General features: G+C 72.4%; 1 protein-coding gene. It reads right to left on the reverse strand.

What is annotated here, in order from left to right:
* On the reverse strand, positions 1–1,126 hold a 1,126-nt coding region (locus ELR45_RS24765; protein WP_205857197.1), incomplete at its 3' end, for a DAK2 domain-containing protein.
* Positions 1,127–1,201 lie beyond the last annotated feature (75 nt).

A 1,201-nucleotide genomic window follows, 5' to 3' on the forward strand; every position in this document is an offset into this window, starting at 1 on the left:
CCAGGCGTTCGCCGGGCGGCTCCGGCGGACCGTGCGACGTCAGGTGCGTGACGCTGATCCGATACGGTCGGCCCACCGCCACTCCAGCCTCGATCGCCGCACCGGCGTCGTCGACGTGGACATGCACGTTCCACTCGCCATCACCGCCGACGACGACGAGCGAGTCGCCCAGGCCTGCCAACGCATCTCGCAGTCCTGGGATCTCGTTGTCGGGGGCGTCGAGGAGGTACATCACCTCATATGCAGGCGCGCGACGCCCCGGGTCCGCCGGGGACGGCGCCGCGTCGTGCACGCACGCCCTCATACCCCCCGGCGCTTCGGCTTCCGCGGCCGAGGCACCGGCCGCCGCGTCATCGTCCGGTGCCGCCGGCGGCCAGCTCGGCCTCTGCCCGTGTTCGGCCGTCGGCACCGGCACGTGGTGCTCTCCGACCCGGCGCGGTGCGGGCAGCGGCCGGCGCCCGGTCAGGACGGTGTCGAACGCATCGAGCAGAACCACGAGACCGCGTCCTCCGGCGTCCACCACACCGGCGCGGCGCAGCACGTCGAGCTGGTGCGGTGTCTCGGCCAGCGCCCTCCTGGCGGCCAGGGCGGCGGCGAGAGCGACCCCGGAAAGTCCGGTGAGCTGCTCATCGTGGTCCGTTGCCTCCCGCTCGCCGTGGGCACGGGCTCCGGCGGCCGCGGCCCGGGCGACCGTGAGGATGGTGCCTTCGACCGGCTCCTGGACCGCGCCGTACGCGGACTCAGCCGCGTTCTCCAACGCCAGCGCCAGTGCCCGGCCATCGGCGAGGGTCGTGCCGGGGCGGGCCAGAACGCCGGCCACGCCGCGCAGCATCTGCGCCAGAATGATCCCGGAGTTTCCCCGCGCGCCCAGCAAGGCGCCCCGGGCCATCGCCTCGACGACGGCGCCCACGTCAGCATCCTGCCCGCATTCCTGATCCACAGCGGCGCAGGCCGCCTCCATCGTGAGATACAAGTTGGTGCCGGTATCGCCGTCCGGCACCGGATACACGTTGAGCGCGTCGATCTCCTCGCGCGTATCGGCGAGCCCGTCGAGCCCTGCCCGGCACCAGCGTCGCACGATCTCGGCGTCCGCGACCGGCTGCACCCTGACCCCCTTCCGGCTCACAACTCCCTTGTCGGTGGAGCGTATCTCCCATGTCATCAATGCACAGCCGGATGGGAACGAGCCGTTCGTCGTCCA

It is taken from the genome of Phytoactinopolyspora endophytica, assembly GCF_004138495.1.
GTDB classification, from domain to species: Bacteria; Actinomycetota; Actinomycetes; order Jiangellales; family Jiangellaceae; genus Phytoactinopolyspora; species Phytoactinopolyspora endophytica.